The following is a 22,879-nucleotide window of genomic DNA, read 5'->3' as shown; positions in this document are numbered from 1 at the left end:
GCTCTTCCGATCTCCTCGGCGTGCCGGTGCGCCACGCCACCGGCGTCGGGCGGGCGCGCCGCGGGGCGGGGCGGGGGAACCAGGTCCGGCAGGGTGGCCAGCAGCTCGTAGCCGCCGTCGCGGGGTCCGGCGCGCAGGGTGCCGCCGATCAGCCGCACGCGTTCGCGCAGGCCCGCCAGCCCGTGGCCGCCGCCCGCGGGGACCCGGTTCGGCGGGACCCGGTTCGCCGGGACGGCGGGGGCCGCGTTGCGGACCCGTACGACGGTCCTGCCGTCCCGGTGGGTGACGCGTATCCGGATCGCGGCCCCGGGGGCGTGTTTGAGGGCGTTGGTCACCGACTCCTGGACCACCCGGTACAGGGTGCGGTCCACGAGCGGTGACAGGGCCGGGGCCACGCCCTCGCGATGGAGTTCCACCGTCGGACCGGATTCCCGGACCCTCCGGACGAGCCCCTCCACCGACTCGGCCGACGCGGGCGTCAACGACGGCACCGACGCGGGTTCCGGCCCGGCGCCCCCGTCGCCGTACGCGCCCTCGTCGCCGTCGGTGCCGTAGCCGCCGTCGGGACCGGCGCGCAGGACGCCGATGGTGTCGCGCAGGTGGCCGACCGCGTCCGCGACGGCGGTCCGCAGTTCGGCGAGGTCCTCCCGGTCCTGGCCCGCGAGCGTCGGTGACAGTTCCAGGGCTCCAGCACGTAGGGCGATGAGGCTCAGTTCGTGGCCCAGCGAGTCGTGCATGTCCGCCGCGATGCGCGCCCGCTCCCTGAGCCCGGCCCGCTCCGCGACGAACCGCTGCTGCTGCTCCAGGCTCCGTGCCCGCTGCCAGCCCCCGCGCACCAGGTGCCGCCGGGCCCGACGGTACCGGCCGGCGAGCCAGGGCAGGACCAGGGCCAGGGGCACCATCGACAGCGTGTAGAACCAGTACACGACGTCGACGTCCAGGACCGCGCACACCGCGAGGTCGAGGGCGGTGCAGGCCCCGAAGAGCGCGAGCGGTCCCCGGCCGGACGCCCGCCTGGCGCCGAGCAGGTACGCCATCACGGCGAGCGCCACCAGGTAGGGACTGGCCGTCGGGACGGTGTGGGCGAGGCCCAGCGCGACGAGGCCGTTGGCGAGGAACACCGCCGCGCCGGGCCGCTTGCGGCTGCCGGGCACCGCTACCGCGAGGACGAGCAGCGACAGCACCACGGTGAGTACCGGCCAAGGCTCCGCCTGCTGCCGGTGGGCGTGGACGCCGGCCGCCGACAACACCGCCCACAGGGCCAGGTCCTTCGCGGCCCGCGCCCCCACCGCGCCGTTCACCGCGCGAATTCCCGTCCTACCCACCCGCCGCCCCCTCCGTCGTTCCGTCCGCCTCGCCCTGTGGCCGAGGCTACCGGCGGCGGTGTGACGCCCCACCGGCCGGACGGGATTCCCCGGCCCTAGGCGTCGCGGCGGCGCAGTACGAGCCGACCGGCCAGGTGGGCGGCCACCGTCCACGCCACCGTGATCAGGAGTCCGACCGTGCGCGGGTAGGGCGCTCCGGCCGCCCCGAGCATGAAGTGGCCGCCGGACGTCTGTGGAAGGTAGTCGTTGACCGCGAGCAGGAACGGGCCACCGAGGCCCGTGCAGATGCTCGGGAGGACGGAGACCAGGACGAAGACGGCCGAGAGGGTACCGGCGGCGGTCCGGACGGCGAACGCCGTGCCGACGGTCAGTACGGCGACCAGTGCGCAGTACGCGCCGGTGGCCAGGGTTTGCCCTGCCGCCTGTGCCGCGTCGAAGGAGGCGTGCCCGCCGAAGGGAATCCGGGCGACGGCCATGCCGAGCACCGAGAACGCGATGCCGGCGGCGAAGGCGACGCCGGCCGCGACGAGCGCCTTCGCCAGCTGTACGCGGTGTCTGACGGGGACCCAGAGCAGCGAGCTGCGGATGCTGCCCGTCCCGTACTCGCTCGTCACCATGACCATCGCCATGACGATCACGGTGAACTGGCCGAGCATCACCGACGAGACCGGGGCGTTGCCGAGCGGCTGGACCGGCTTGTCGTTGATGCGGGCGATGGAGCCGTAGTAGTAGGTGAACACGCTCGTCAGCAGGACGCCCACGAGCAGGCAGACGTACGGGGTGCGCAGGGACCACAGCTTGGCCCACTCAGCTCCGACGGCGCCCGCGAACCCCCCACCGGCGGGACCGCCGGCCGACCGCTCCTCCGGGCCGGTTTCCCCTGCGGTTCCGGCTCGCGCCCCGGCCCCGACGCCGGCGCTCTCGACGTGCGGCATGTGCTTCACACCCGGGCCTTCCGGTTCGGTTCCCCGGTCGCGGCCGAGTTGCCGGCGACCCCGTACTCCACGCTGTGCGCGGTCAGTTCCATGTACGCCTGCTCCAGTGAGGCCGGTGCGCCGTTCAGCCGGTGCAGTCGGATGCCGAGCCCGTGGGCCAGGTCCCCGACCTCCTCGGCGGTGCGACCCCGGACGGCGATCTCGTCCTGCTCGCCGCCCACCGGTTCGGCGGTCACGCCGTCGTACGAGGCCAAGTGGCCGGTCAGGGTGCGCCGTTCCGCAGGGTCCGGTACGCCTACCCGTACCGAGGCCGAAGCGCTCCGGGCCAGGAAGTCGGTCATGGTGGTGTTCGCGAGCAGCCGGCCGCGCCCGATGACGACGAGCTGGTCGGCCGTCAGCTGCATCTCGCTCATCAAGTGGCTGGACAGGAGGACGGTCCTGCCTTGCGCGGCCTGTGCGCGTACGAGTTCGCGCACCCAGCGGACCCCGTCGGGGTCGAGGCCGTTGACCGGCTCGTCGAGGACGAGGACCTGCGGGTCCCCCAGCAGGGCCCCGGCGACACCGAGTCGCTGGTGCATGCCGAGCGAGAACGCCCCGGCGCGCCGCCGGGCCACTTTGGCGAGGCCCACCGTTTCGAGCACCTCGTCCACCCTGCGGGTGGGGATGCCGTTGCTGCGGGCCTGTGCGATCAGGTGGCCGCGGGCGGAGCGGGCGGGGTGCAGGGCCCTCGCGTCGAGGAGCGCGCCCACTTCGCGCAGGGGGTGCCGGATCGCCGCGTACGGCCGGCCGCCGATGAGCGCTTCGCCCGCGGTGGGGTGGTCGAGACCGAGGACCATGCGCATGGTGGTCGACTTCCCGGCCCCGTTGGGGCCGAGGAAGCCGGTCACCCGGCCTTCCTCGATGTCCAGCGTCAGGCCGTCGACGGCGACGGTGTCGCCGTAGCGTTTGGTGAGCCTTCTCAGGGTGATCACTGCGGTCCCTTCGGTGTTTCCGGTACGGGAACGACCGTAGGAAGCGACCGGGTGGGAGCGCATCAGCCCGGAGACGGCGGCCGCTCCCCCTACTTTCGTCGGGGGGTCCCCCGCCGAACGGCCTGTCCGTGGAGCGTCGTTAGACTTCGCCGATGGTTCAGGTGCTGATCGCGGACGACGAGGCGATGGTCCGGGCGGGCATACGGGCGATCCTGGCGCGGGACGCCGCGATCGAGGTCGTCGCCGAGGCGGCCGACGGGGACGGGGCCGTCGAGGCGGTGCGCAGGCACCGGCCGGCCGTCGCACTGATCGACATCCAGATGCCGGGCCTCGACGGGATCGCGGCGTGTGCGCGGATCCACCGCGACCTGCCCGGGACGGCGGTCGTCATGCTGACCACCTTCGGCGAGGACGAGTTCATCGACCGCGCCCTGCGGGAAGGCGCGAGCGGCTTCCTGCTCAAGGCGGACGACCCCCGGGAACTGTTGACCGGGGTTCACGCGGTCGCCGCCGGCGGGGCGTACCTGTCGCCGCGCGTCGCCGCGCGGGTCGTCGCCGGGCTGCGCAGCGGCCGGTCCCGGGGCGGGCTACCGCCCCGTCGGCCGGTGGAGCGGCTCACGGAGCGGGAGCACGACGTGCTCGCCCTGCTCGGGGCCGGGCTCTCCAACGCCGAGATCGCCGCCCGGCTGGGGCTGGTCGAGGCCACGGTGAAGGCCCACGTCAGCGCCATCCTCGGCAAACTCGGCGCCCGCAACCGGGTGGAGGCGGCGATCGCCGCGTACGAGGCGGGGCTGACCGGTCCCTGACGGCGGTACCGACCGCCGGCGGTGAAGGCCGTGCCGACCGTTCCGGGAGGGACGGCCGGCGGCGGTCGGTCGAAGAGCGCGGTGATGCGCCGGAGCGGAACGAACTTGAAGTTCTGGTTGCCGCTGCTGCCGGGAGCCCCGTTGGAGCCGTCCTGGCAGATGAAGACGCCCTGCGGGAAGGCCGGACCGAGGTTGGCGGCGGTGGCGTCGATGCCGTCGGTGTCCTCGCAGCCATCGGCCGCGGTCCCGGCGGCGACGGAGAAACGGCCGAGGTGGGCGCGGTCGTGGACGGTTAAGTCGTCGCTGCCCTGGGAGGACACGTAGGTCCGGTCACCGCCGGCGGCCTCGTCGTCCGCGGAGACGACGATGTTCCCGCACAGGTCGACGTTGTTTCCGTGGTCGCCGTTGAACCGCTGGATCCGGGTCCCGGACAGGTCGTAAACCTCCAGGGCGCCCTTCTTGTCCGTGGCGACGACCACGGAATTGGCGGGGTCCGTCGGGTGGACCCCGATGGCCGGGTCGTCGGCCGCGTCACCGCTGTGCGAGACCGGGGCGGTCTCGACGGTCGCGGCGACGAAGACGGACGCCGCGTGCGCGGGCGCGCGCCAGGGCCGCGAGGGCGGCGGCGGGCAGGAAGGCCGTACGGACAGAAGCGGTGAAGGACACCGGATTCCCTTCCCTACCTTGCGGTTGCCGGACCCCGGGAGCCTGGAGAGGTTGCGACCTCGGCGTGAACGCCGGCTGAACGGCCCTGCCCGGCCCACCCGTCGGTTCGGCGGACCTCAGCAGAGGCCCGGTTCCCCACCCGCCGCACCGCACTCGGCGCCACCGCCGCGGGCCACCTCCGACCACAGGGTCGTCTCCACCTTGCCGAGCAGGCGGGCCAGTTCGACGCGTTCGGCCTCGTCGAGGCCGTCCAAGGTCTGGCGTTCCAGCTCGCCCCAGGCCCGGCGGACCTCGACGAGCAGACCGCAGCTGCTGTCCGTCGCCTCCACCAGCGAGGCCCGCCGGTCCGCGGGGTCCGGACGGCGGCTCACATGACCGGCGTGCTCCAGACGTTGGAGCATCTTGGTCACGGTGGAGGGGTCCAGGCCGACCGTCTTGATCAGCTCGGACTGGCGGACGGCCCCGTTGTCCCACAGGTGCATCATCAGGAACTCCTGCCCGGGGTGCAGTCCCAGGTCACGCAGGGCCCGGCCCGCCGCGATCCGGTGGAGGCGTGCCACCCGGCTGATCGCGTGGCTCACCGGCCCTTCCAGCACGGCGCCGGGCACCGAACACTCCGGGGTGGCGCGCGGTTCCTGGGCGGCTTCCGCGGTCATGGCGGGGCTCCTCCTCGGTCGGGACCGGCGGATCCGGTCCATGCCTTGCGGTCTTCCGACCGTCCGGACTGTCGGCCTGGCGGCTGCCGACTGCCGGCCTTCCGGCCTTCCGGCCTTCACGCTTCTGGCCTTCGCCATGAACTTTACCCGCCTCCCAAATTTTACCTTGGCCGGCCAAGTAATGAGGTACGCTGCTTCCACAGCCAATCATTGGCCGACCAATTATCTTGTGAGGCAGACATGACCAGCGCTTTCGACTCGGTACGCATCGCGGGCGACACCCTTCCCAACCGGATCGCCCTGGCACCCATGACCCGCAGCCGCGCGGCGGAGGGCGGCCTCGTGACCGACCTCGTCGCCGAGTACTACAGCCAGCGGGCCTCGGCCGGACTGCTCATCTCGGAGGGGATCCAGCCCTCCCCGGTCGGACAGGGCTACCCCTTCACCCCCGGCCTGCACAACGCGGAGCAGATCGCCGCATGGCGCCGGGTCACCGACGCCGTACACGCGGCCGGCGGCCGGATCTTCGCCCAGCTGATGCACTCGGGCCGGATCGGCCACCCGTCCCTGCTGCCCGACGGCCTGGTACCGGTCGCCCCCTCGGCGGTCGCGCCCCAGGGGCAGGTCTTCACCGCCGACGGCCCCAAGGACTTCGTCACGCCGCGAGAGCTGACCGGCGCGGAAGTGCGGGCGACGATCGCCGACTATGCCGAGGCGGCCCGCAACGCCGTGGAGGCCGGTTTCGACGGCGTCGAGCTGCACGGGGCCAACGGCTACCTGATCCACCAGTTCCTGGCCCCGGGCACGAACCTGCGGACGGACGAATGGGGCGGCACGACCGAGAACCGCATCCGCTTCGCCGTCGAGGCCGTCAAGGCCGTCGCCGCGGCGATCGGCGCCGAACGCACCGCGCTGCGCGTCTCGCCCGGGAACCCGTACAACGACATCTCCGAGCCCGAGCCGCAGCCCGTCTACGAGGCCCTGGTCAAGGAGATCGACGGACTGGGACTGGCCTACCTGCACGTGATGGAATCCGGCCCCGACTCGCGGGAGAACACCCTCGCGCTGCGCAAGCTGTTCACCGGGCCGCTCGTCCTGAACCCGGCGACCGAGGGACCCACCGACCACCGCGCGCTCGGCCTGGTCGAGGACGGCACGGCGGACCTCCTGGCCTTCGGCGCCCTGTTCCTCGCAAACCCGGACCTCCCCGACCGCCTGCGCACCGAGGGCCCCTACAACGCCCCGGACCCGGCGACCTTCTTCGGCGGCGACGCCCGCGGCTACACGGACTACCCGGCCCGCTCGTAGTCCACCGGGGAGACGCCACGCGGCCCCGGGCCGGTGCGGCCCGGGAATCGAGGGACGGGCCGGGGTGCGACCCCGTCGCAGCCTGGGTGGCCGAGCCGCACCCCGTAGGCCGCACCTACCCGCCGGTCGCGTTCCGTAACGCCCTGGCCCTCGTTACGGTCTGCTGGGGCCGCGGGGTTTCACCCGGCCCCGGCCGGGCAGCCGCCGGTCAGGGAGGTCCGCAGACCGGGGGAACACCGGAGGAGGCAGACGTGGAAGAGCAGGGCGGCGCCGGAGGCGTCCCACCGCACGACGGTCACCACTCACCGCGCCCGCCGCGCCGCGCGCGGCCCGACGACGGCCGCACGCCCGCCGCGGACACGGACGAGGCGAGCCGCCTCGACCGGCCGCACCCCACGCAGGACGCGGGCTCGGGCCGCAAGCGCTGGGTGGGGCCCACCAAGGGCAAGGACGACGGATCCGGAACGCGGGCGCAGTAAGTCGGCAGCCCCGGCCACGGAGGAGATTCGGGGGTACACCAGGACGCGGGCCACGGGCGGGCTCGACCTGATCGGCCACGAGACCGCGGCCACCGACGGCTCGACCGGTGCCCCCGCCCGACGGCACGGGCCCGGTGGGCACGTCACCAATCGCGGGTCGCGATCAGCTGCTCGACGTCGGCGCCTTCGAACCCGTAGGCCTGGGCGACACGCCAGAAGTCCTCGGCTATCTCCTCCCGCGCCACCGTCTCGATCTGGCTCCCGGCCGCTTCGAACTCCGCTTCCAGGAGGTTGAACTCCTCCGTCGCGGCATGGGTGAGCGCGTACAGGGCCGCCAGGTCGGAAGGACGCTCGGCCTCGATCCGTTCGCAGAGCCGCAGCAGGATCTCCTTGCCCTTGTCGACGACATGGTCCGGGTAGTAGGAGTCCGCGTAGAGCTGCCGCAGAAATCGGTCGCTTGCCACCTGCTCGTTCGTGATCGCCATGACGCCACCGTCCGCTCGGAGAATCGACGTGCCGATCATGCTCGACGCCACTGACAACGACGTCGGAACGCGGGCTGCCGCGGCGTGCCGTCCCGGGGCTACCCTGCGGGAATGGAACGCGCTGAAGTCCTCAAGCGAGTGATCGGCATCCTGACCGAGGCCCAGGACATCCGCCGGGCGGCCGAGGCCGGGGAGGAGGACGATGACGGCCCCGGGGCGACGGCCGGCGTCGCCACGCAGCTCCTGAACGAGATGCTCCCGTCGATCAAGGTGCCCGCCGACGCCTCCCCCCAGGAGGTGGCCAGGGTGGTGGCGGTGGCGCTCGGTCCCGCCCTGCACACCATGGTCTCCGGGTTCAGCCTGGCCTTCACCAGCCTCGCCATCGCACACGACTCGGGACGCACGGACGTGTCCTCGATCGAGGTGCTGCAACAGCTCGCCCTGGAAGTTCAGGCGGGCACCTACGACCAGGGGCCCTGAACCGCTCCCCCGACCCGTGCGCGAATGCCGCCGCACGACCCCGGGTAGGCGCCGCGCGGAGGAAGCGACGCATCCGATCCGAGGAGTCCCCCATGCCGCGCGGTTCCAGCCCCAAGCGTGAACGCCAGTACGAACACATCAAGGAGAGCGCCGAGGAGCGTGGGGAGAGCCCCGGGCGGGCCAAGGGGATCGCCGCGCGCACCGTCAACAAGGAGCGGGCCCGCGCAGGCGAGTCGAAGACCGCGAGCCGATCCTCACTCCAGGACATGTCCTCCTCCCGGCGTGGCGGTCTGCACTCCCACAGCGGCGCGCAGGGACCCACCAAGGAGCAGCTCTACAACGAGGCCAAACAGCGGAACGTCAAGGGCCGCTCGTCCATGGACAAGGCCGAGCTCAAGCGGGCGCTCGGCAAATGAGCCTGGGCCCCGGAGCCCGCTCCAGGCGGGGGGGGCGGCGACCCGGGCGGGGAGGCCCGGCGAATCACGCGCGACAGGGGACGCCCCTCCCGCACCCGGTTCGGCGAGGAGCCGGCGCGCGGTGGGTGCCGTCGCCGTGGGGGGGGGGGGGGGCGGCCGCCCCCCCGGGCCCCCCCCCCCCCCCGGGGGGCCGCCACGGAACGCGCCGAACGGTGCCGCCTGCGAACTCGACCACCCCCGTGAGCAAAGTTAGCTGGCAGCTATCGGCGAGGTCCACGGTGGCGGACTCCGGGCAGATTGTCAACTGACCGCTAATCTGCAAAACTGACGGATAGCTGAGAGCAATGCCGAGGAGGTGGAGGGAAGGGAGATGCGCAGTGTCCGAGACTGACGAACGACCGGTACTGGCAGTGCGTCTGGACAACCTCTTCAAGACGGTGCGCCCCAAGGGGAAGCACTGGACCAACGCGGAGGTCGCCGACGAGCTGAAGCGGGTCAACCCCGACCTCAAGGCCGGCGGCGTGTACCTGTCCCAGCTCCGTACGGGCAAGCGCGCCAATCCCTCGCCCGACCTGCTGGCCGCCCTCGCCAAGTTCTTCGGGGTGTCCGTCGCCTACTTCTTCGACGACGAGGTCGCCGAGTCGGTGCTCAGCGAGGTCGCCGCCATCGAGGCGCTGCGGCAGGCCGGAGTCCGCTCCGTGGCGATGCGCGCGGCCGGGATGAAGAAGGAGAACCTCCAGGCCATCACGGCCATCATGGACCAGTACCGGCAGATGCAGGGCCTGCCGCCCGTCACCGATCCCTCGGAACCCGCGGACCCCGCGGAATCGGAGTGAGGGTCCCCGGGAAAGGCCGGCCGGCCGATCAGGACCGCCGCAGCCGCCTCAAGAAGCTCCGGAAGAACGGCGCGCGACGCATAGCCGAGCTCGCGCTGCCCGACGGGGCCGACGTGGCCGAGCTCTGCCGCTACCTCGGCGGGGTACGGGCACGCCCCATCACGCTCATACCGATGAAGATGCCGGCGTCCCAACCGTGCGGGATGTGGGTCGCCGCACGCGACGAAGACCTGATCTTCTACGACGCCAACACGACCGGCGCGCATCAGGAACACATCGTCCTCCACGAGTTGGGGCACATCATCTGCCGCCACCGCGGCGCCGGTTGGCTGGACGAGGCGGGCTCCCGCTTCCTCTTCCCCAACCTCGATCCCGACCTCGTGCGCGACATGCTCCTGCGCGCGACCTATGACGACGTCCAGGAGCAGGAGGCCGAGGTCATCGCCTACCTCCTCTCCCAGCGCGTGGGCCGCGCCGCGGAGGGACGCTCCCCGGCAGCGCAGGACGAGCGGTCCGGCAGGTCGGAAATGCTCAACCGGATCGAACGCACCCTGTTCTGACCGTTCCGGCGCGGCCGCCCGCGGGAGTCGCCGGCCGTCACGGCCGTCCTGCCGAGCCTGCCGACCTTTCCCGCCACCAGTCGACCGTCGCCTTGGCCTGCTGGTCGAAGGGCGTGGCCCGCACCTCGAACGCGGCCTCGTAGGCGCTCGCGTCGACGACGAACGGGCGCGTGAACTGGTAGCGGATCTCCTTCAGTTCGCGCAGCAGCGGCGAGAAGATCCCGCCCACGGCCAACGCCGCCGCCGGGAGTCCGCGCACCGGGATCGGGCCGGTGCCCGCTTCGGCGGCCAGCCGCTCGACCATCTGCCGCACCGACAGGGCGGGTTCCGTGGGGACGTGCCAGGCCCGGCCCCAGGCCCGCTCAGTACCGGCGATCTCTGCCAGGGCCCTGGCCACGTCGGGCAGGTACGTCCAGCTGTGCGGCACGTCCGGGTCGCCGAGCGTGGAGACGGGGCGGCCGCGCAGCAACGGCGGCAGGACGCGTGCGGCGAGGTGGCCGCCGTCGGTCACGCCGGGTCCGAAGAAGTCCGAAGCCCGTACCTCGACCGCTCTGATGCGTCCCTGTTCGTGCAGCGCGCGGGCCCGCTCCCAGGCGGCGGCGCGGACCCGCCCCTTGCGGCCGGTCGCCGACAGCGGCAGGTCCTCGGTCATCGGGCCGTCCACCGGCCCGTATCCGTAGAGGTTGCCGAGCATGACGAGGACCGCGCCGGTCGCCTCCGCGGCCGCGCACGCCGAGGCGGCCAGCGGCGGCAGGTCGCTCGCCCAGCGGTCGTACGGCGGCGCGGCACACTGGAGGATCGCGTCCGCGCCCTGCGCCACGCCGGTCAGGGCGGCGCCGTCCGCCGCGTCCAGGACGACGTGCTCGATCCCGGGCTCCGCCGCGCGGCCCGACCTGGTCACGACCCGCACCGAATGCCCCTGCTCCACGAGCAGGCGGGCAGTGGCCGCCCCGGCGGCCCCGAATCCCAACACCACGTAACAACTCACGTAAACACCCTACGGGTTGCCCACCGACGGTGCGGCGGCCCCGCAGCGGATGGCCGCCACCCGGCCGAAGCGGGCGGGAGAACGGCGCGATCCCGCCGCCCCCGCGCCGTCGCCCCGATACCGGCTCCCCGCTCAGCGGGCCCCGCTCACCCCGGCTCGCATTCCCGCCACGGTCCCCGGGCCGCGGTCGGCCGTCAACTTCCACAGTGGCACGGACCGCCGTACGGGCAATCCGGTGCGCAGGTCGTCGAGCAGCAGCCGGGCCTCGGTGGGGGTGAGTCCGAGTTCCTCGGTGATCCTGCGGGTGGTGACGTACTCGATGCCCTCGGCCAGCGTGTCGCGTTCCCAGGCGGCGAAGCGGGCCCGGAGCGTCGCCGCGCTCCTGGGAGCCCGCATGACGTGTGGCGTGCGCGACGCGCCCGTTCCGTCGGGGTGCGCGGCGCGCCGGCGTTCGCGTTCGATCTCCGAGAACCCGCAGACCGCGCGGGAGGCCTCCTCGGCGCAGTCGAGGGTCGTGGAGCCCTCCAGGGCGCGGGCCAGGGCGCTGAGTTCGAGTGCGCGTCGCAGGCTGAGGCGGTGCACGCCGCGGGAGGCCTCGTCCAGGACGAGAGGAGCGGGGGCGTCGCGGGTTCCGCAGACGCCGCGTATCCCGCGGGCCGCGGCAACGAGCATCGCGCTCGCCTCGGACGGGTGCCAGTCGAACACCCCGAGCACGCCTTCGGTGTGCTCGGCGGTGAGGGCGAAGGCCGGTTGGCCGAGCCGGGGCACGAGCGCGGGCAGCGGCACTTCGTTGTCGAGGCCGGGCCCGGCGACGTACACGGTGGTGGGAATACCGGTGGTCGCGCAGGCGGCGACGGCGAGGGCGTCGCCGAGGGGGCTGCGCAAGGTGGGCTCGTCGCCGCGGGCCACGATGTCGCCGCCGACATCGACGAGGTCGATCCGGTCCGCCGCGCACCAGCGGGCGGCCGCTGCGATCTGCCGGGCCAGGCCGACCGCACCCTCGTACGGGTCCAGCAGCCCCAGCCGGGGTCGCAATCCGGCGGCCAGGAGCGGCAGGAGCGAGCCGGCCGGCGCAACGGGCCTGGTGTCGGGGGTGACCAGGACGAGACCGGGCGCGACGGGCTCCGTCCCCGTGAAGTCCGCGGCGCGGCGCGGCCCCGGGACCGGGTCGACGACGAGGCGCTCCCAGGCGTAGGTCAGGACGAGGGCGGGGGCGGCGGCCCCGTGCAGGGCGGCGTGGACCATCGCCGCCGTGATGGCGTCGCCGCCGCCGCCCGCCGCGATGAGAAGTCGCTTGGTGGTCATGGCGGACACGAATATCCCGGCGAGCGGCGCACCGCCACCCTCCCGGACCCCTCACACGATGACATTCACGGAGGAAGGCGACCTACTTCCGGAAAGAACATATGAACCTCCATACGGCGAAAGCCATCTCATGGGAATTCCACTACAGAGATCGGCGCGGAGGGCGACCTAAAGTGACGCCCTGTCACGAACAGTGAGCCCGTTCGATCTGAAAGCAGGTCAATTCCCGTGATGCAGAAGACCGTTCCGCTCCCGATGCCGGCCCTCCGGGGCTCCCTTCCGCTCACCGAGCCCGAAACCCCTTACGAGCAGTACGTGTACGCCTACCCGCACCAGAAGGCGTACCGCCTGTTGGACGACGGCCCGCTGTTGAGCGAGCTGTGGAGCAAGGAGAGACTCGACACGCTGTCGCTCTACGCGCACATACCCTTCTGCGAAATGCGCTGCGGCTTCTGCAACCTGTTCACCCGCACCGGGGCCCCCGAGGAGGTCACGAGCGCGTTCCTGGACACCTTGGAGCGGCAGGCCCGGGTGACCCGTGAGGCCCTGGAGGCCCAGGGGGCGCCGATCCGGTTCTCGCTGGCGGCGTTCGGCGGCGGGACGCCCACGTACCTCACGGCGGACGAGTTGACGCGGCTGTGCGACATCAGCGAGAACATCATGGGCGCCGACCTGAAGGCCGCTTCCTGGTCGGTGGAGACCTCGCCGGCGACGGCGACCGCCGACCGGATCGCCGTCCTGTCCGAGCGGGGCGCGACCCGGCTGAGCATCGGCGTGCAGTCCTTCATCGACGAGGAGGCGCGGGCCGCCGTACGCCCGCAGAAGCGCGAGGAGGTCGAGAGCGCGCTCGCAGTCCTGAAGGAGGCACGGTTCCCGATCCTCAACATCGACCTCATCTACGGCATCGACGGCCAGACCGAGCGCACCTTCAAGGTGTCGCTGGACGCCGCGCTCGCCTGGGAGCCCGAGGAGGTCTACCTCTACCCGCTGTACGTGCGCCCGTTGACCGGACTCAGCAGCCGACACGCCAAGACCCTGCGGGACTGGAACGACCAGCGGCTGCGGCTCTACCGCTTCGGCCGCGACCACCTCCTGTCCGCGGGGTACGAGCAGACGTCGATGCGGGTCTTCCGGCGGCTCGGGACCGCGGCCGTGGAGGACACCGACGGCAGCAGCATCAGTGAGTACAACCAGCAGGCCGGCATGGTCGGACTCGGCGTCGGCGCCCGTTCGTTCACCACCGACCTGCACTACACCACCGACTACGCGGTGGCCGTGCCCGAGGTGCGGCGCATCATCGACGACTACATCGCCACCCCCACCGAGCAGTTCCGGCGCGCGCAGTGGGCGTTCCGGATGGACGAGGGCGAACGGCGCCGCATGTACGTCCTCCAGCAGCTCCTGGAGTCGACCGGCCTGCACGCCGCCGGCTACGAGCGGCAGTTCGCCACCCGCTTCGAGGACGACTTCGCGCCGCAGCTCGGCGCCCTGGTGGAGAAGAGGTGGGTGCGGGAGACGGACGGGACGTTCGGGCTGACCCTGGAGGGGATGGCCTGGGCCGACGCGGTCGGACCGATGTTCTTCTCGTCCCGGGTGCGCGACAACATGACGTCCTATCAGGACCGTTAGGGCATACCGGAGCCGGCCGACGGCACCTCCCGGGCGGCCACCGGGTCAGGAGCGGCCGCCGCCCGTCGGCGCTCCGGCAGGGAGACGATGACGAGTCCGGCCAGCAGCAGGGCGCCGCCGGCCGCGGCGAGCGGTCCGGGCCGCTCGCCGAGGAACACCACTCCCAGCACGGTGGCGACCAGCGGTTCGGTCAGGCTCAACGTGCCCGTCGTGGCCGCGTCGAGGCGCCCGACCCCACGGGTGAACAGCAGGTAGCCGAGGGCGGTCGTACCCAGGCCCAACCAGCCGATCAGTGCGACCGCCCGCGGGGCGGCCAGCCCTTCCGGGGCCACCAGCAGGTAGGGGGAGACCAGCAGCCCCGCGCACAGCACGCTCACCGGCGCCGCGGCCCCGAGATCGACGCCCCGGGAGCCCAGTTCCTTCGTCGCGGCGATGTACACGCCGAAGCTCGCTCCGGCCACCATGCCGCAGACCACGCCCACCGTCTCCGCGCGCGCCCCGCTGCCGGGCAGCAGCAACAGGCCCATCCCGGCCACGGCGCAGCCGGTCCCCCACAGCCACCGCCGGGTCGGCCGCCCGCCGGAGAGCAGGCGCGCGCACACGCCGCTGACCACCGGCACCGTCCCGAAGGCGACGGCGGTCGCGAGCGCCGCGCCCGTACGCTCCACCGCCTGGAGGAAGCAGACCTGGAAGGCGGCCGTCACCAGCACGCTCAGCACCAGCCACCGGCCCGCTCCGGGTCGGCGCAGGGTCCGCAGTCCGGCCGGGCGTACGGTCAGCAGGCTGAGCACGATCCCGCCGAGCAGCATCCGGGCCGCCCCCAGGGACACCGGGTGGGCGCCCGTGTCGGCCCAGATCTGAGCGGGCCCCACGGTGCCCCAGAGCACCGCCGCCACCAGTACGGACACCACCGCGCCCGCCACACCGCCACCACCTTGATCACGCATCGCACGAACGTATCCGGGCCGGGCGGACCGGACCCACTGGGGAATTCCACGAGATTCCGGACCCGTCAGCGGCCCCGTCGGTGGATTCGCACGAGTTCGCCGACCACCGGGCCTCCCGCACGCTGCCCGCCCCGCGAGCCCGGCCGCGCCGGACGGGGCGGTCTGTCGGGGCGGGGGTCCCGCGGGCCACACTGAGCAGCCCGGGGACCGAGGCGTCCCCCGAGTCCGTGGAGGTGACGGGACGTTGGCAGGTGAATCCCGGCAGCAGTCCGATCCGGTCGTGCGGCCCCCGGTGTGGGAGACGTACGGACCGGCCGACCTCAGTGCCGTGCCCGTGTTCTCCGGAGGGTTCATCAACTTCGGCTACTGGGAGGGAGTCGATCTCGAACGCCCCCTGTCGGAGGGTGACCGGATCCGCAGCGAGCAGGACCTCTACCGGCACGTCCTGGACGCCGCCGGCCCGCACGACGGCCATGTCGTGGAGGTCGGCTGCGGACTCGGCGTCGGCTGCGCGCTCGCCCTGGAGGAGTACCGGCCGGCCCGGATCACCGGGGTCGACATCCACCCGCAGCAGCTCCGGCGGGCCCGGGACGTCAACGCCCCGCTGCTGGAGGCCCGGCCGGACCGGCTGCGTTTCGCCCTGGGCGCCGCCGAGAGCCTGCCGTTCGGCGACGAGGAGTTCGACTGCCTCTACAGCGTCGAGGCCGCCCAGCACTTCCCGGACCTCCTCGCGTTCGCCCGGGAGGCGGCCCGCGTCCTGCGCCCCGGCGGCCGGGTGGCGGTCGCCAGTTTCTTCACCGTCGACGGCACCCGCGCACAGGCCGACCGGCTCGCCGGCCTGCTCGACTCGTACGCCAACGGCCTGGACATCGCCCGGCCCGTGTCCCAACTCGCCGACGCCCTGACCGGCTCCGGGTTCGTCGACGTACGGACCCGCTCGATCGGCCCGCACGTCTGGCCCGGCTGGGACCGCTGGCTCGCCCGCCTCTGGGATCCCGGCACCTGGCCCAGGAACTTCCTGGCCGCCTGGGAGGAGCGGGTACTGGACTACTACGTGGTCACCGCCGGCCGGCCGTAGCGGTCGGAACGGGGGCAGTGGAAAGCCCCGGTCTCCGTGAGGAGACCGGGGCCACATGGAGCGCTGGGCAGGCCTTGCACCTACATTTCCCCGCGGGAAGCGGGGCGTCTTTCCTTGGACCACCAACGCAGGTCCCGCTGTCGCCGATCGCGGCCGCGAGAACAAGATCACTGTAGCGCACGCGGCGGCCCGCGGCACAACCGCACGCCGGCCTTCCCCGACGCGCCCCGGCCACGGGCTCCGCCGCGTGCCGGTCGGCCGGCGCGGGGTGATCCTGGGGACATGGGTGGTGATCCGCAGGGCACTGGCGGCGTCCGCGGGAGGCGACTGCCCGTCGCCTACGCGGCGGCGGCCCGGCGGTCGTTCCGGGTGACCGTGGCCGCCGGCGCCGGTTTCTACCTGCTCCTCTACGGATTCGGCTCGGCCGTCGCCGCGACGTACGCGCTGTTCGCGGCGGTGGCCCTCGCCGGGCTGTCCCACATCCCCGGCACGGGCCGGCAGCGCGCGGCGGTTGTGCTGCCGCTCCTGCCCGTCTGCTGGATCCTGATCACCATCGGCACCTACCTGTCCGTACGGACTTGGAGCGCGGTACTGGGCATGCTGATCGTCGGCTTCGCGCTGGCGTTCAGCGCCGTGGGCGGCCCGCGGCCGGCGGGCGCCGCACCCGGACTCCAGTTGATGTACATCCTGCCGTCCTTCCCGCCCTACGCGCCGGACACCCTGGACGAGCGCCTGGTGGGCGCGGCCGTCGGCATCGTCCTGCTGTTCCTGGCGGAGACGTTCCTGTTGCCCGACCCGCCGACGGTGCCGTACCGGGAGCTGGCCGCGCGGGCCGCCGACACCGCGCGGGGCTGCGCCGAAGCGCTGACCGCGGCCCCGTACGCGGTGGACGGCCCGCTGGTGCGGGCGGCCGGGGAGGCGGGGACCCGCCTGCGGCCCTCGCAGGTACCTGAGGCCGAGCGGCCGGCCGGGCCGGGCGTACGGGACCGGGCCCTGTCCCACACGGGCCTCACCACCCGCACCTTGCTGAACCGGCTCACCCTGCTGCCGCCGGTCCCCGGCCCGGAGCCGGGGCAGGCCGACCTGGACGTGCTGCGGGCGGTGCGGGACGCCGCACGCGAGACGGCCGACCGGCTTCGCGGCCGGACGGCGTCCGTCGCCGCGCACACCGAGTTGCGGCACGCCCGCACGGCTCTGGCGGTGGGCCCGGTCGCGGACCCCTCCCCGGCACTGCTGCGCCGGCACGCGGCGGTCCTGGAAGCCGCCGACGCCGCGCTGGCGATGTCGACGGCGGCCGGGATCGCGGTGGCGGGCCGGGCGGGCGCGGCCCAGGCGGCGCCGGGCCGGTTCTGGTACGCCCGAATGCGCGCCCCCCGGCTGTGGTGGTTCCGGCTGTCGGGGCACGCCGCGCGGCGGTCGGTGCTCTTCCAGAACGCGGTGCGGCTCAGCCTGGCGCTGGCGGCCGCACGGCTGATCGCCGGGGAGGACACGTTGCCCCACGGGTTCTGGGTGCTGCTGGCGACCTTGACCCTGACGCGTACGACGGTGGAGGAGACCCGTTCGACGGTACGGGTGGCCCTCATCGGCACCCTGGCGGGCGCCCTCGTCGCGGCGACGCTGCTGGCGGTGGTGGGCACGGACATCGCGGTGTACGCGGCGGCGCTGCCCCCGCTGATGCTGGTCGCGTTCACGCTGGGGCCGGTCAAGGGCGTGGGCTGGGCCCAGGCGATGTTCACGCTGGTGGTCGCCCTGGTGTTCGCGCAGTTGGCCCCCGCCACCTGGCAGCTCGCCGAGTTCCGACTGCTGGACGTACTGACCGGCAGCGCCATCGGCGCCGTGTTCGGCCTGTTGGCCTGGCCACGTGGCGCACAGGCCGAACTGCGGCGGTCGGTGGCGGTGCTGCTGCGGGGCGCGGCGGAGATCGTGGTGGCCACGACCACGCAGATCGCCGCGGGCGGGGTACGGGTACCCGTCCTCAGCGCGCCGGGGCACCGCTCGTTGCGCACCGCGCTGATCCTGGCGGAGTCCGCGTACGCGCAGTACCAGAGCGAACCCAAGGGGCGGACGGCTTCGGGCGGGCGGGACTGGCAGGCCACGCTGATGGTCGGCCACCACACGCTGTGGGGGGCCGACAGACTGCTCGTGCCGGCCGAGCGGATCGTCGCCCCTCCCATGGGGCGGGAACCGGCCGCGGCGGTCACCGCGCTCGGCGACCGGGTCGCGGGACGGATGCTGCTCGTGTCGGCCCGCCTCGACCCGGGCGGCGACACCCCGTACGCCCCGATCCCGCTGCGCGATCCGACCTTCGCCGGTTTCACCGCGGAGCCCCCGGGCGCACCCCGCCTGTACTACGCGGCGGCTTCGTGGCTGGACTCCCTCATGACGGACCTGGAGCGGATCGCAGCCACCTCCGACGGCACGCGACCGGCACCAGGAGCCGCCCCCGATGCCCCCGGGGCTCCCGAGGCTCCGAACGGCCCGAACGTGGCGTGAAGCCGCGCGGACCGGTCCCCGGGCGGGCACCGCCACGTGTCGGCGCACGACGACGATCCCGCCGCGAGGAACACCCGGCCGCCGGTTCGCGCGGGACCGGTCGAACCCCGCGTCCGTGTCCGTGTCCGTGTCCGTGTCCGTGTCCGTGTCCGTGTCCGTTCACACGGTGATCACGACCTTCCCCACGAGCGCGCGGGACTCGATCGCCTCGTGTGCCGCCGCCGCGTGCTCCAGGGGGAAGGTGGCGCCGATGACCGGGCGCAGCGTCCCCTCGGCCGCCGCCCTGAGGGCCAGTTCCACCAGATCGGTGTGCTCCGCGGCCGACATCTGTACGTCCTGGATGCCGAGCAGACGCACCCCTCGGGCGGCGGCCGCGTCCGGGTCCACTGGGGCGAAGCCTCCCGTGGGGGCGCCGTGGGCGGAGAACCGACCTCCGTCGGCGACCAGTTCGAAGGCGGTGAGACCCACTTCACCGCCCACCCCGTCGAGGACGACGTCGGCGCCCCCGCCGCCGAGCGCGACACGGGCCGCCTCCACCCAGTCGGGGCGGGCCGCGTCGACGACCGAGTCCGCCCCCAACTCCCGTACCAGGGAAGCCTTTCGGTCCCCGCGCACCACCCCGACGACACGTGCGCCCGCCGCCTTCGCCAACTGGACGAGGACGGTACCCATGCCACCCGAGGCACCCACGATCAGCACCTGTTCGCCGGCCCGCAGGGTCGTGTTGTCGAGCAACTTGGCCGCCGTCACCCCGTCGTGGACCAGGGCCGCCGCGTCGGTGAGGGAAACCGAATCCGGTACGGTCACCAGCGCGTCGGCGGCCGCCACGGCCAACTCCGCGCACCCACCGGTGTGACCGATCGACACCGCGACCCTGCGGCCGGCCCACGCCGGGTCCACGCCCTCACCGGTCGCGCGGACGGTTCCGGCGATGCCTCCGCCCGGGACGTACGGCAGGGTGAGCGGGAAGTACTCCCGGCCCCAGCCGCCGCGCACCTGCGTCTCCACGAAGATCGTGTCCACGGCGGCCACGGCGATCAGCACCTGGCCCGGTCCCGCCACCGGCTCGGGCGCCTCCCCCGCGACCAGTACCTCCGGACCACCGAACTCCCGTACCTCCGTCACGCGCATGGCGCTCCCCCTCCATTCGGGCCTCCGGACTCTCCGGAGGCCGCCGTTGGAGCAACCGTCCAACATCAACCGTGCTTGAGGTCAAGCCTTCGCCGCAGGACCGCGACCGGACCGTCAGCGATGGGGCGTCGGAAGGGCCGGGGGGCTGGGGCCGGGACCGAGGGGCGTTCGAAGGTGCGGCCGGTGGCGGACCGGGCAACGGTCCCGTTCGGCAGCCCGCCCCTCTTCGTCCCCACCGGCCGGTCCGCCACCACGGCCGCCGGCCGACCAGGCCCCGCCGCCCGCCTTTCATCCGAATGCGGGACACCTGCCCACCACCGAAGGTCCGGCGCCGCCCGGGGAGCGGGTGCCCGCTCGCGGCCCGTACCGCTCCGCCCGCGCGGCCGGCCGGTACCGGGCGCACCGGGAACCCGCCCCGGCCCGGAGCGGGGTTCAAACCTCCTCCGCCCCGGTTTCCCCCGGGCGGCCGAGCCGAGTGGCCCTTGCGGCGGAACCGGGCTCTCATGGACGACGGGCGACCTCTCGCCCGCCCAGCGAGCGCGAAGGGCATCCTCATGTACGAAATGCGCGCGGACTCACCCGACGGCCACGGCGAACTCCTGTGGCACGTCCTCTCCAAGGAGTCCCCTTCCGGAACCCTCTGCGGCCGGCACGCACCTCCCTCGACCACCACCCGGAGCACGGCCGGGGAGACGGCAGGCGAGCGCTACTGCACCCCCTGCATGGAAGTCTTCCGTGCGGCCGTACAGGGCCACACCGAGCGGTCCGTCTCGGCCGACATCACCTGAACCAGGTCCGCACGACCCCGACCCGCCCCTCTCCCCGGACCAATCGACGCGCCCGCCGCCCGGCCCACACCCCGGAGGCGGGCGCCCGGCCGTTCGGCGGCGGTGCCGGCCGGCGTCAGCGCACGGTGGGCGCGGCCAGCGCGTCGACCGCGGTGCGCCAGGCCTCCGTGACGGCCCGATGGGCGTGGGCGCTCGCCTCGGGCACCTGACCGGGCAGCCGCAGGGCCGCTCCGACGTGGACGTGGAGACGCGGGCGGCGGGCGGGCGCCGTGAGCGCGCCGGCGAGCTGCTTGAAGGCGCCCCCGGAACACAGGCGGCGCGCGCCCGCCTGCCCCACCGGCACGAGGGGCACGCCGGAGGCGAGGGCAAGGCGGGCCGCGCCGCTGCGGAAGGGGCCCGGCGCGGCCTCGCCCGGGTCGCGACGGGTCGGCAGGCGACCCTCGCCGTACAGCAGGACGGAGCGTCCGCCTGCGAGTACCCGCGCTGCCCGTTCGAGTGCCTCGGCGGCGCGGTCCGTGCCGCGGTGGACGGGGATGTGGCCGTCCCGGGCCAGGGCCGCGCCGAGGACGGGGATCCGCCAGAGCCCGGCGGCGGCCATGATCACGGGTTCCGTGCCGAGCCTGCGCAGCGCGGCCGCGACGACGACGGGGTCGCAGAGGGACGTGTGGTTCGCGACGAGGACGCAGGCGCCCCGCGGCGGCATGCCGTCCGGATCGGCGGTTACGGAGAGCGTGCCGAAGGCGGGGAAGAGGGCGTCGGCGATACGGGTGAGCACGGGACCTCGCTGGTGCGGTGGTGCGGACGGGTCGCTGCCCATCATCGGGACCGGTCCCGCCGGTTGTCGTGAGTACGCCTACTCACGACCCGCGTGCGCATCACCCGGGCACCCTCCGCGCGGCGAAGCTCTGGAGTTCCTCAAGTCCGATGTAGCGATCGGCCGGGCCGGGGATACCGCTCATACAATCCGGATGGAACAAGTACGGGGGGTGGTCGTGGTGGAGATCCTGCTGATCTTCGTGGTCGGGTTCTTCGTGGTCCTCTTCGCGGTGACGCGCGGGGGCCGCCGGGGCGGAGGGTCGTCGCGCAAGCGGCGTTCCCGCTCGTGGGGGGACGGTGGCGGGGGCGGCTGCGGCTCCTCCTGCGGCGGCGGGGGCGGCTGCGGAGGTGGTGGTGGCGGCGACTGAACCGCCGCGCACGGCCCGCTCTCGTGGCGTCCGCCCATGGCGGGGTCATCCGTCCCGTCGTGGCGGGGTCATCGGACCTCGTGGCGGGTCATCGGACCCGTCGTGGCGACCTCACCCCTTCCGTCGTGGCGGGGTGACCGGACCAGCGGCGACAGGGCCGGCCGCGGCCGGTCCTACGGGGGCCCTCACGGGCCGTCCGTCCGACGTGGCCGGCGCGGCGGGGGGTGCCTTCCGGTGGCGGATCGCCACCAGGTGGCGGGCGAGCGCGATCCCCGCCAGGGCCGCGACCAGCGCGCACACCCCGCCCCAGCCGGCCAGGCCGTAGGCCCGTACGCCGAGCCAGGAGCCCGCGCTGCCGCCCAGGTAGGCGCAGGTCATGTAGGCGGTGTTGAGCCGGGCGCCGGCATCGGGGCGCAGTGCGAAGACGCGCGCCTGGTTCGCGATCATGCCGGACTGCATGGCGACGTCGAGCAGCAGGGTTCCGGCGACCAGTGCGGTCAGGCCCGCCGCTCCGCCACCGGAACCCGCCGCGAGGAGCGCGGCCGAGCCGAGGACCGCCAACAGGCAGACGAGGTTGATCGCGTCGGCCCCCCTTCGGTCGACCTGTCGTCCGGCGTACGGGGTGCAGAGGACCGTCACGGCGTTGACCAGGGCCAGCAGTCCCACGGCCCGGACGTCCAGTCCGTGCGCGGGGCCGGTCAGGAGGAGCGCCACGCAGGTCCACACGGCCGAGAAACCGGCGAAGACGGTGGCCTGGTAGAGGCAGGAACGGCGCAGTTCGGGTTCGGTGCGGAGCAGTCGGAGGGGCTCGGCCAGGAGCGTCCGGTACGGGCGGCGCGCGGGCGGGGCGGTGGCCGGCAGGGTGCGGGCGAGGACGACCGCCAGGAGCAGTACCACCGCGGCGGCGACCAGGTAGGGGGCCCGCCAGCCCAGCCGTTCGCCGAGCGTCCCGCTGAAGGTGCGGGCGAGCAGCATCCCGGCCAGCGAGCCGCTGAGCAGCGTGCCCAGCACCGCCCCGCGGCGCTCCTCGCCCACCAGGCCGGCGGCCAGCGGGGCGACGAGCTGGGCGGCCACGGTGGTGACGCCGACGAGGGCGCTCGCGGCGATCAGCGGTGGCAGGGCCGGCGCGCAGCCGGCGGCGAGGAGGCCCGCTCCGGTGAGGCCGAACAGGGTGACGAGGAGGGGACGGTAGGGGATGCGGTCGCCCAGGGGCACCAGGAGGAAGATCCCGACGGTGTAGCCGATCTGGGTGGCCGTCACGATCGCGGCGGCGGATTCGGATGACGCCCCGAGTCCGGCGGCGACGAGGGGGCCGATCGCCTGGGGGAAGTACACGTTGCCCACGCCGACGGCACAGGTGAGGGAGAGCAGCAGGAGCGTCCGGCGGTCCATGTCAGCGCACCGCCCCGGGGC

Annotated in this window: 23 protein-coding genes and 1 pseudogene; 12 read left to right on the top strand and 12 right to left on the bottom strand. The window is 73.7% G+C overall.

Annotated elements, in window-relative coordinates:
• The 3 genes from NOD94_RS14065 to NOD94_RS14055 all read right to left on the bottom strand — a co-directional run.
• On the bottom strand, positions 1–1,301 hold a 1,301-nt coding region (locus tag NOD94_RS14065), incomplete at its 3' end, for a histidine kinase (RefSeq protein WP_281206230.1).
• Positions 1,302–1,420: 119 nt separating this feature from the next.
• Complete coding sequence (locus NOD94_RS14060) at positions 1,421–2,260, bottom strand: ABC transporter permease (RefSeq protein WP_281206229.1); 840 nt, start codon at positions 2,258–2,260, stop codon at positions 1,421–1,423.
• 5 nt (positions 2,261–2,265) lie between these two features.
• Complete coding sequence (locus NOD94_RS14055) at positions 2,266–3,231, bottom strand: ATP-binding cassette domain-containing protein (protein ID WP_281206228.1); 966 nt, start codon at positions 3,229–3,231, stop codon at positions 2,266–2,268.
• A gap of 152 nt (positions 3,232–3,383) precedes the next feature.
• Here NOD94_RS14055 and NOD94_RS14050 point away from each other — a divergent pair, with 152 nt between their 5' ends.
• Positions 3,384–4,037, top strand: coding sequence for a response regulator transcription factor (locus NOD94_RS14050; protein WP_281206227.1), 654 nt, complete (start codon positions 3,384–3,386; stop codon positions 4,035–4,037).
• Positions 4,038–4,117: 80 nt separating this feature from the next.
• Here the strand turns inward: NOD94_RS14050 and NOD94_RS14045 are convergent.
• Both NOD94_RS14045 and NOD94_RS14040 read right to left on the bottom strand, forming a co-directional pair.
• Positions 4,118–4,801 (bottom strand): annotated as a pseudogene (locus tag NOD94_RS14045) (phytase); the annotation flags it as partial.
• A gap of 18 nt (positions 4,802–4,819) precedes the next feature.
• Positions 4,820–5,359 (bottom strand): MarR family winged helix-turn-helix transcriptional regulator, encoded by a 540-nt coding sequence (locus tag NOD94_RS14040; RefSeq protein ID WP_281206226.1) that lies wholly within the window; start codon positions 5,357–5,359, stop codon positions 4,820–4,822.
• A gap of 240 nt (positions 5,360–5,599) precedes the next feature.
• Between NOD94_RS14040 and NOD94_RS14035 the strand changes: the two genes are divergently transcribed.
• Both NOD94_RS14035 and NOD94_RS14030 read left to right on the top strand, forming a co-directional pair.
• Positions 5,600–6,667, top strand: a complete 1,068-nt coding sequence (locus tag NOD94_RS14035; RefSeq protein WP_281206225.1) for an alkene reductase — start codon at positions 5,600–5,602, stop codon at positions 6,665–6,667.
• A gap of 251 nt (positions 6,668–6,918) precedes the next feature.
• Positions 6,919–7,146, top strand: a complete 228-nt coding sequence (locus NOD94_RS14030; RefSeq protein ID WP_281206224.1) for a hypothetical protein — start codon at positions 6,919–6,921, stop codon at positions 7,144–7,146.
• Between the two features lie 143 nt (positions 7,147–7,289).
• On the opposite strand, the gene NOD94_RS14025 is transcribed toward NOD94_RS14030, so the two are convergent.
• Positions 7,290–7,631 (bottom strand): DUF5713 family protein, encoded by a 342-nt coding sequence (locus NOD94_RS14025; RefSeq protein ID WP_281206223.1) that lies wholly within the window; start codon positions 7,629–7,631, stop codon positions 7,290–7,292.
• A 111-nt stretch (positions 7,632–7,742) separates the two neighbouring features.
• Here NOD94_RS14025 and NOD94_RS14020 point away from each other — a divergent pair, with 111 nt between their 5' ends.
• The 4 genes from NOD94_RS14020 to NOD94_RS14005 all read left to right on the top strand — a co-directional run bounded on the left by NOD94_RS14020 (position 7,743) and on the right by NOD94_RS14005 (position 9,923).
• Positions 7,743–8,111: a hypothetical protein gene (locus NOD94_RS14020; protein ID WP_281206222.1), complete on the top strand. Its 369-nt coding sequence runs from the start codon at positions 7,743–7,745 to the stop codon at positions 8,109–8,111.
• Between the two features lie 92 nt (positions 8,112–8,203).
• Positions 8,204–8,527 (top strand): plasmid stabilization protein, encoded by a 324-nt coding sequence (locus tag NOD94_RS14015; protein ID WP_281206221.1) that lies wholly within the window; start codon positions 8,204–8,206, stop codon positions 8,525–8,527.
• Positions 8,528–8,904: 377 nt separating this feature from the next.
• Positions 8,905–9,363, top strand: a complete 459-nt coding sequence (locus tag NOD94_RS14010) for a helix-turn-helix domain-containing protein (protein WP_281206220.1) — start codon at positions 8,905–8,907, stop codon at positions 9,361–9,363.
• Positions 9,360–9,923, top strand: a complete 564-nt coding sequence (locus NOD94_RS14005) for a toxin (protein WP_281206219.1) — start codon at positions 9,360–9,362, stop codon at positions 9,921–9,923. The genes NOD94_RS14010 and NOD94_RS14005 overlap by 4 nt, the downstream gene beginning before the upstream one ends.
• Positions 9,924–9,960: 37 nt before the next feature.
• Here the strand turns inward: NOD94_RS14005 and NOD94_RS14000 are convergent, their stop codons facing one another.
• Both NOD94_RS14000 and NOD94_RS13995 read right to left on the bottom strand, forming a co-directional pair.
• Complete coding sequence (locus NOD94_RS14000) at positions 9,961–10,911, bottom strand: NAD-dependent epimerase/dehydratase family protein (RefSeq protein WP_281206218.1); 951 nt, start codon at positions 10,909–10,911, stop codon at positions 9,961–9,963.
• 132 nt (positions 10,912–11,043) lie between these two features.
• Complete coding sequence (locus NOD94_RS13995) at positions 11,044–12,216, bottom strand: DUF1152 domain-containing protein (protein ID WP_281206217.1); 1,173 nt, start codon at positions 12,214–12,216, stop codon at positions 11,044–11,046.
• 231 nt (positions 12,217–12,447) lie between these two features.
• On the opposite strand from NOD94_RS13995, the gene NOD94_RS13990 reads away from it, so the two are divergent.
• Complete coding sequence (locus NOD94_RS13990) at positions 12,448–13,845, top strand: STM4012 family radical SAM protein (protein ID WP_281206216.1); 1,398 nt, start codon at positions 12,448–12,450, stop codon at positions 13,843–13,845.
• On the opposite strand, the gene NOD94_RS13985 is transcribed toward NOD94_RS13990, so the two are convergent.
• A complete protein-coding gene (locus NOD94_RS13985) occupies positions 13,842–14,792 on the bottom strand; it encodes an EamA family transporter (protein ID WP_281206215.1) in 951 nt (316 codons plus the stop codon). The two genes, NOD94_RS13990 and NOD94_RS13985, sit on opposite strands and share 4 nt — an antisense overlap.
• Before the next feature lie 244 nt (positions 14,793–15,036).
• On the opposite strand from NOD94_RS13985, the gene NOD94_RS13980 reads away from it, so the two are divergent.
• On the top strand, positions 15,037–15,870 hold the full coding sequence (locus NOD94_RS13980) for a class I SAM-dependent methyltransferase (protein ID WP_281206214.1): 834 nt from the start codon (positions 15,037–15,039) through the stop codon (positions 15,868–15,870).
• A 282-nt stretch (positions 15,871–16,152) separates the two neighbouring features.
• Positions 16,153–18,363, top strand: coding sequence for an FUSC family protein (locus NOD94_RS13975; RefSeq protein ID WP_281206213.1), 2,211 nt, complete (start codon positions 16,153–16,155; stop codon positions 18,361–18,363).
• Between the two features lie 159 nt (positions 18,364–18,522).
• Here the strand turns inward: NOD94_RS13975 and NOD94_RS13970 are convergent, their stop codons facing one another.
• A complete protein-coding gene (locus tag NOD94_RS13970) occupies positions 18,523–19,494 on the bottom strand; it encodes a zinc-binding dehydrogenase (RefSeq protein ID WP_281206212.1) in 972 nt (323 codons plus the stop codon).
• A gap of 554 nt (positions 19,495–20,048) precedes the next feature.
• On the opposite strand from NOD94_RS13970, the gene NOD94_RS13965 reads away from it, so the two are divergent.
• The gene (locus NOD94_RS13965; RefSeq protein ID WP_281206211.1) at positions 20,049–20,282 is read left to right on the top strand and encodes a hypothetical protein; all 234 of its coding nucleotides are present in this window, start codon (positions 20,049–20,051) and stop codon (positions 20,280–20,282) included.
• Between the two features lie 115 nt (positions 20,283–20,397).
• Here NOD94_RS13965 and NOD94_RS13960 read toward each other — a convergent pair whose 3' ends face one another.
• Entirely contained in the window at positions 20,398–21,057 is a 660-nt protein-coding gene (locus NOD94_RS13960) for a lysophospholipid acyltransferase family protein (protein ID WP_281206210.1), read from the bottom strand.
• Positions 21,058–21,250: 193 nt separating this feature from the next.
• On the opposite strand from NOD94_RS13960, the gene NOD94_RS13955 reads away from it, so the two are divergent.
• Positions 21,251–21,466 carry a hypothetical protein gene (locus NOD94_RS13955; protein ID WP_281206209.1) on the top strand — a complete coding sequence of 72 codons (216 nt, stop codon included), beginning with the start codon at positions 21,251–21,253 and terminating at the stop codon, positions 21,464–21,466.
• A 111-nt stretch (positions 21,467–21,577) separates the two neighbouring features.
• On the opposite strand, the gene NOD94_RS13950 is transcribed toward NOD94_RS13955, so the two are convergent.
• A complete protein-coding gene (locus tag NOD94_RS13950; RefSeq protein ID WP_281206208.1) occupies positions 21,578–22,858 on the bottom strand; it encodes an MFS transporter in 1,281 nt (426 codons plus the stop codon).
• Positions 22,859–22,879: the final 21 nt, after the last annotated feature.

The organism is Streptomyces sp. Isolate_45, from assembly GCF_024721315.2.
GTDB lineage: Bacteria > Actinomycetota > Actinomycetes > Streptomycetales > Streptomycetaceae > Streptomyces.
The sequence above is the reverse complement of the archived record's forward strand: the minus strand, read 5'-3'. Positions and strand labels throughout refer to the sequence as shown.

Coding starts and splice junctions, on each gene's coding strand:
- NOD94_RS14060 (WP_281206229.1), bottom strand. CDS start 2,260: ATGCCGCACGTCGAGAGCGCCGGCGTCGGGGCCGGGGCGCGAGCCGGA.
- NOD94_RS14050 (WP_281206227.1), top strand. CDS start 3,384: ATGGTTCAGGTGCTGATCGCGGACGACGAGGCGATGGTCCGGGCGGGC.
- NOD94_RS14040 (WP_281206226.1), bottom strand. CDS start 5,359: ATGACCGCGGAAGCCGCCCAGGAACCGCGCGCCACCCCGGAGTGTTCG.
- NOD94_RS14035 (WP_281206225.1), top strand. CDS start 5,600: ATGACCAGCGCTTTCGACTCGGTACGCATCGCGGGCGACACCCTTCCC.
- NOD94_RS14025 (WP_281206223.1), bottom strand. CDS start 7,631: ATGGCGATCACGAACGAGCAGGTGGCAAGCGACCGATTTCTGCGGCAG.
- NOD94_RS14020 (WP_281206222.1), top strand. CDS start 7,743: ATGGAACGCGCTGAAGTCCTCAAGCGAGTGATCGGCATCCTGACCGAG.
- NOD94_RS14015 (WP_281206221.1), top strand. CDS start 8,204: ATGCCGCGCGGTTCCAGCCCCAAGCGTGAACGCCAGTACGAACACATC.
- NOD94_RS13995 (WP_281206217.1), bottom strand. CDS start 12,216: ATGACCACCAAGCGACTTCTCATCGCGGCGGGCGGCGGCGGCGACGCC.
- NOD94_RS13990 (WP_281206216.1), top strand. CDS start 12,448: ATGCAGAAGACCGTTCCGCTCCCGATGCCGGCCCTCCGGGGCTCCCTT.
- NOD94_RS13985 (WP_281206215.1), bottom strand. CDS start 14,792: ATGCGTGATCAAGGTGGTGGCGGTGTGGCGGGCGCGGTGGTGTCCGTA.
- NOD94_RS13975 (WP_281206213.1), top strand. CDS start 16,153: ATGGGTGGTGATCCGCAGGGCACTGGCGGCGTCCGCGGGAGGCGACTG.
- NOD94_RS13970 (WP_281206212.1), bottom strand. CDS start 19,494: ATGCGCGTGACGGAGGTACGGGAGTTCGGTGGTCCGGAGGTACTGGTC.
- NOD94_RS13965 (WP_281206211.1), top strand. CDS start 20,049: ATGTACGAAATGCGCGCGGACTCACCCGACGGCCACGGCGAACTCCTG.
- NOD94_RS13955 (WP_281206209.1), top strand. CDS start 21,251: ATGGAACAAGTACGGGGGGTGGTCGTGGTGGAGATCCTGCTGATCTTC.
- NOD94_RS13950 (WP_281206208.1), bottom strand. CDS start 22,858: ATGGACCGCCGGACGCTCCTGCTGCTCTCCCTCACCTGTGCCGTCGGC.